This window comes from Pseudomonas sp. GM78 (assembly GCF_000282475.1).
Lineage (GTDB): Bacteria > Pseudomonadota > Gammaproteobacteria > Pseudomonadales > Pseudomonadaceae > Aquipseudomonas.
On sequence record NZ_AKJF01000080.1, the window covers coordinates 39,795 to 45,794 of the forward strand.

The following is a 6,000-nucleotide window of genomic DNA, read 5'->3' on the forward strand; positions in this document are numbered from 1 at the left end:
TGGACTTGGCGGCCTTTGGGCCGACCAGGTTCTTGGTTGATTGAGTACATATCCGTTGCTGCGGTAACGGCGGCTGGCGGTTTCGCCCTTACGGCGACTCACTTTTTTTACAAGCGCCAAAAAAAAGTAAGCAAAAAAACGCTCGCCCCAGCGTCCGGCCCCTCGCTAAGGCTCGGCGTTCCTTCGCTCCGGTATCCATCCGGGGACACTGCCCTCCGGTTGGCTTCGCTGCACCTACATGCAGCGTGTTCGACTGCGTCGAACGGCGCTACGCGCCAATCCCCGGATGAACACCTCCACTCAGCCTCCCGAAGGGGCGGGCAGATCAAGATCAAAAGCTGAAGGCGAGCTAACGCTCGGCCTGATGAGTGGTGAAGAGCGAGTGGATGTACGCCGATCACTGTAGGAGCGAGCCTGCTCGCGAAGGCTGCTCAACAGTCATCAATGTTCATCGTCAAAGCCAACCTTTCGGATCCTTCTGCCGTAAGTTCCTACAACTATCTCAGAACCGTCCGATATTGAGACTCGGGGGGCCGGATGTTGTACTCGAAACCCGGTTTTACGAGTTTTCGAGACAGCGCCAATGAAAAAGCCACCCATGCTGAAGGGGAGTTCAGACCCGGTTTTCGATTTACTGACGAAATCGCCACACAAGGAACGCCTCTCGCAATACCTCTCCTTGCTCAAGCCCCTGGACGAGCAAGGGTGCTATCTGCCGTTCGACGAATTGCGCTATCGCTGGGCGTCGGGCCTGGATCCGAATCTGTGCTGGGCCTTGGTCAAGAAAGCTCGAACCGCGCAATACGTCAGTCTGCTGCCATTGGGTGAGCCAATGCAGTGGGGCAATTTCGTGCTGACACCGATGGCACAAAAAGCGATTTCTGCTGTGGACCGTCAAACGACGACGGCCGCGTTGGAGTACATGACCAGCCAAATCGGCGAGAGTGCGCATTTCAGCTACCTGCTCAACGACCTGATCGAAGACGAAGCCATCAGCAGCAGTCAGCTTGAGGGTGCAGCGACCACCACTCGGGTGGCCAAGGACATGCTCAAGCGCCATCGCCTGCCGCGTACGCCGGATGAGCGAATGGTGATCGGCAATTTCAAGATGATGAATCTTGCCTGGGAGAAACGTTACGAACCCTTGAGTGTCGAGCTGATCACGGCACTGCATCGCGTTGGCGTATCGGGTATCGATGACGCGCAATACTCGCCGGGGGATCTGCGGGTCAATGATGAAGTGGTTGTGCAGGACGGCCAGGGCAATACGGTTCATGTACCGCCACCCGCCGCGGGGCTCGCTGCTCGATTGCGGGTGCTGTCGAAGTGGATCAATCAATCCCATGACGATCCCCACCGGGTGGATTATCTGCACCCGTTGATCAAAGGGATCGCGCTGCATTTCGCGCTGGGTTATGAGCATCCCTTTCGCGATGGCAATGGCCGCGTTGCGCGGGCGTTGTTCTACTGGTTCATGTTCAAGAATGATTTCTCGGCGTTTCGTTACATCGCGATCAGCGTCTTGCTGCGCAATGCGCCGGTGAAATACGGACGCTCCTATCTCAATACCGAAGCGGATGATCTAGACCTGACGTACTTCATCGATTTCCAGTGTTGGGTGGTGCTGCGTGCTGTCAGCAGCTTTACCAAGGCTTACAGGAAAAGTCTTGTGAATGCCGAGTGTTTTGATCGTTGGTTGTCGGAGTCCGGTTTTTTCGAGCGGCTGAGTGGGAAGCAGCGGGCGGTGTATCAGGTGGCCAGGAGTGGGATGGCGAAAGAGTTTACGGCGGCCAATGTGAGGGAGAACCTGGGGTGCTCGTACAACACGGCGTCGGCCACGTTGAATGGATTGGTGGATCTGGAATTGTTCGAGAAGCGCAAGCTGGGGCGAGAGTGGGTGTTTTTTCTGCGGGTTAAAGCCAGCTGATTTGATTTTGATCGTTCCCACGCAGGGCGTGGGAACGATCAGGGTTGTGGCTTAGAGCGTGCCGAAGACCTTCTTCGCCAAACTGGTCGCCGCCGCCGCCGGATTCTGGCGGATGGTTTCTTCCTGTTTGCCGATCATCTCGAACAAGCCGTTCAATGCCTGTTCGGTCACATAGTTTTCGACGTTGGCACTCTTCGCATCGATCACGCCCATGGTCGCCGCTTGCCCGGCGAACGAGTTGTACTGCTGGGCCAGGCCGACCTGGTCGGTGGCTTGCTTGACGATTGGCAGGAACTTGGCGCGGATCTGTTCGCGGCTGGTCTTGTTCAGGTACTGGGTGGCCGAGTCATTGCCGCCACTGAGGATGCCCTTGGCATCGTCGACCGTCATCTTCTTCACGGCGTCGACGAGGATCGGCTGGGCCTGGACCACGGCGGTTTCCGCCGCTTTGTTCATGCTGGCTTCCAGTTGATCGACCTGATCACCCATGCCGAACTGTTTCATCTTGCTGGCCACTTTGCCCAGTTTGCCCGGCAGTTCGATCTTCACGTCCGGGTTGTTGCTGAAGCCGCCCGGGGTGCCGAGTTGTTTCACGGCCAGTTGCGCGCCTTGGGTCAGGGCGTCCTTGAGACCGCCGGTGGCGTCTTTCTGCGACAGGTCGCTGAGGGACAGTGCCAGGGCGCTGGCAGAGATCATCAAGCCTGCGCACAGGCCGGCAAAACGTAGAGTAGGGCGGAGCATGGCAAATCCTTTTTCAAAAAGACTTAACGGGCCGCGTCAACGCGGACCTTCACGGGCTGTGGATCGGAGCCGTCCAGGCGCACGGCGTGATTCTCGGTGGTGATGAACAGCAGTTTGCCATCGACTTCGATGCGTGCGTTGATCGAGTAACGGTGATTGGGCTCGATTTTCAGCGGGTCGTAGCTCAGGTGGAACGGCAGAGGCACCTGGCCTTTGACCGGGCCACGTTGTTCGTCAATGACCTTGGCCGGGGCGTCGGCGAGTGAGATGTCTTGCAGGCTGACGCTGAGGATTGCCGTCGGTGGCAGCGCGATGCGTTGCAGGTAGAACACTTCGCCATCGAGGGATGCCTTGGGCGCCGGCGTCGGGTGCTGGCAGGCTGTCAGCAGTACGGCGGCAGCGATCAGGGATAGTTTTTTCATCGGGAGATCTCCGTATCGACGGCGCCAGAACCGACTGGCGCCTTGATCAATCTAGACGGTTTGTTCGGGCGTTGCGGGTTGGTCGGCGGCATCTTCACTGCGGTGCAACGCCACCTGGCGGATCGACAGGCGAATCTCCGCCGGCAACACCCGCTTGGCCGCACCTTCCGCCAGTTCGCCGAGCAGTTCGTGGTAGCCCAGCTTGCCGGCCTCATCGCGCTTGAGCACTTCAAGGTCGAGCAGGGTCTGGATAAAGTGGCGGAACAGGCTCTTGTCGAAAAATTCCGGGGCGTTCAGGCCATGCAGGATCGACAGGCGCTGGGCCATGACCGTGCACAGGTCTTCCAGTTCTTCGGCGCTGATGCTGTTCTGGCCGCTGTTGAGCAGCAGGGAAACGGTCATGTAGAAGCGCTGCAGGGTCTGGGCGATGCTTTTCGACAGTAGCGTTAGCAGCACGAAATGCCGTGAGCTCGGCGCCGGACGCAGGTAGACGTCATTCTCGAAACGCAGCAGGCCTTGCTCGACGAACGCTTGCAGCCATTGGTCGATCACCGCGTCCAGTTCGTCCATCGACCAGCGAATGAACAGTTCCGCTTGCAGGTAGGGGTACAACGCGCGGGTGTAGCGCAGGATCTGTTCGCGGCTCATGCGCGAGGCGCTCTGGAAGAAACTCGCCAGCAGCGCCGGCAGGGCGAAGATGTGCAGCACGTTGTTGCGGTAGTAGGTCATCAGGACCGCGTTCTGCTCGTCCAGATACAGGATCTTGCCCAACGCATCGCTCTGTTCGGACAGCAGGTCCATGTCCTTCACATGCTCGATCAGCGCGCGACCGTCACCCTCGGGAAGGGTGGTGTGCGGCGAGTACGGCACTTTGCGTAGCAGCGCCAGATACAGATCAAGTACCCGCGCCATGGCGCGATCGTCCAGGGCCAGGCGGCTGGTGGACAGCAGCGCAAGCGCGACCAGATTGACCGGGTTGATCGCCGCTGCTTCGTTCAGATGTTGCGCGACTTTCTCGCCGAGACGGTTGGTGGTTTCGTTGAGCCAGGCCGGTTTGAACTGCGGCCCCAGCTCCTGTTCGCGCCAGTCCGGCTGCTCGCTGTCGAGGAATTGCGCCAGCTTGATCGGCTCACCGAAGTTCACGGCGACTTGACCGAAGCGCTGCTTGAGCGCACCGATGACCTTGAAGATGTCGAAGATCGATTCTTTCTTCTTGCTCGCGCCACGCAGCTCGCCCAGGTAGGTCCGGCCTTCCAGCACGCGCTCGTAGCCGATGTACACCGGCACGAAGACGATGGGCACGCGCGACGAACGCAGGAAGCTGCGCAAGGTGATCGCCAGCATCCCGGTCTTTGGTTGCAGCATGCGCCCGGTGCGCGAACGGCCGCCTTCGACGAAGTACTCCACCGGGAAGCCCTTGGTGAACAGGGTGTGCAGGTATTCGTTGAACACCGAGGTGTACAGCGGGTTGCCCTTGAACGTACGGCGCATGAAAAACGCGCCGCCGCGCCGCAGCAGGCCGCCGATCCCGGGCATGTTGAGGTTGATCCCGGCGGCGATGTGCGGCGGGGTCAGGCCGTTGCGGAACAGCAGGTAGGACAGCAGCAGGTAGTCAATGTGGCTGCGGTGGCAGGGTACGTAGATCACTTCGTAACCCGGGGCGACCTTCTGCACGCCTTCGATGTTGTTGACCTTGATACCGTCGTAGATCTTGTTCCAGAACCAGCTCAGCACCACTTCCATGAAGCGGATCGCGGTGTAGGTGTAGTCCGAGGCGATCTCGTTGCCGTAGCGCAGGGCCTGGGCCTTGGCTTTTTCCGGGGAGATGTTCTCGCGCTCGGCTTCGTCGAGGATCGCTTGCTTGACCAGCGGCTGGTTGACCAGGCCCTTGACCAGGTTGCGCCGGTGGGAAATGTCCGGGCCAATCACCGCCGCCTTCAGGTTGCGGAAGTGCACCCGCAGGATGCGTTGGGCCATGCGCACGGTGCGCTCGTGACCCTTGTTGTGTTCGATCAGTTCACGCAGGTGGATGGGCGCGGAGAACTGCACGCGGGTCTTGCGCCCCAGCACTATGATGCTTAGCAGGCGGCGCAGACGTCCGGTGACTGCCCAGCTATCGGCGAACAAAAGTTTCCACGGGCTGTTTTCGCTGTCCGGCGACTGGCCCCAGAACACGCTGACCGGGATGATCTGCGCGTCTTCGGCGGCGTTCTGACTCAGGGCGCTGACCAGGCGGGTCAGGGTTGGCGGTGCGCCGCGCTTGTCTTGGCGACCGAGCCAGTCCGGATCCGGTGTCAGGTAGAAGAACGCGGCTGGCTCCAGCAGGTTGCCCACCGAGACGGGCAGCACCGGACGCGGCAGGCCGGCCTTGGTGCATTCGGTGTCGACCACGGCGAGGTCGGTCAGCGAAGGATTTTGCAGGACGTAGAACACCGGACGACTGCGGTCGAGGTTAAGGGTGAACGACGACTGGTTGATCGTCTCCGAGCGAACCCAGAGGTACAACAGTCGGCGCAGGGTGCCAAACACAAGACGGCGGAACGGGGAGCGGGTCATACGGCATCTGCGTGAGTGAATAAAACCGAGCGTTTGCTCGGGAGTGGGACAGTGTGCCGGATTCGTCGAAAATCGGCAAAAAAGCAGTCAACCAATCTGTAGTTGAGTGTTTCTGTGTCTGTCATATACTCGGCCGCTCAAAATAAAAACAAGGGGGTACTGAGATGGCAACGCGCGAAACCGGCAATGTGAAGTGGTTCAACGACGCCAAGGGCTACGGCTTCATTCAACGCGAGGACGGGGTGGATGTGTTCGTGCATTACCGCGCGATTCGCGGCGAGGGGCACCGCTCGCTGACCGAAGGCCAGCAGGTCGAGTACGGCGTGGTGACCGGCGAGAAGGGTTTGCAGGCTG

At 59.8% G+C, this 6,000-nt stretch carries 5 protein-coding genes; 2 read left to right on the forward strand and 3 right to left on the reverse strand.

What is annotated here, in order from left to right; genetic code table 11:
- Window positions 1-583: 583 nt before the first annotated feature.
- Window positions 584-1,927 carry a Fic family protein gene (locus PMI35_RS18455; protein WP_008058774.1) on the forward strand — a complete coding sequence of 448 codons (1,344 nt, stop codon included), beginning with the start codon at window positions 584-586 and terminating at the stop codon, window positions 1,925-1,927.
- A 51-nt stretch (window positions 1,928-1,978) separates the two neighbouring features.
- Here PMI35_RS18455 and PMI35_RS18450 read toward each other — a convergent pair whose 3' ends face one another.
- Genes PMI35_RS18450 through plsB form a run of 3 tightly spaced genes read right to left on the reverse strand, consistent with a single transcriptional unit; the run spans window position 1,979 to window position 5,646 of the window.
- A complete protein-coding gene (locus PMI35_RS18450; RefSeq protein ID WP_008058776.1) occupies window positions 1,979-2,668 on the reverse strand; it encodes a DUF4197 domain-containing protein in 690 nt (229 codons plus the stop codon).
- A gap of 23 nt (window positions 2,669-2,691) precedes the next feature.
- Window positions 2,692-3,090, reverse strand: coding sequence for a YbaY family lipoprotein (locus PMI35_RS18445; protein WP_008058778.1), 399 nt, complete (start codon window positions 3,088-3,090; stop codon window positions 2,692-2,694).
- A 51-nt stretch (window positions 3,091-3,141) separates the two neighbouring features.
- Window positions 3,142-5,646: a glycerol-3-phosphate 1-O-acyltransferase PlsB gene (plsB, locus tag PMI35_RS18440; RefSeq protein ID WP_008058781.1), complete on the reverse strand. Its 2,505-nt coding sequence runs from the start codon at window positions 5,644-5,646 to the stop codon at window positions 3,142-3,144.
- 164 nt (window positions 5,647-5,810) lie between these two features.
- Here plsB and PMI35_RS18435 point away from each other — a divergent pair.
- Window positions 5,811-6,000 (forward strand): cold-shock protein (locus PMI35_RS18435; protein WP_008058789.1); only part of this gene is annotated, 190 nt, incomplete at its 3' end.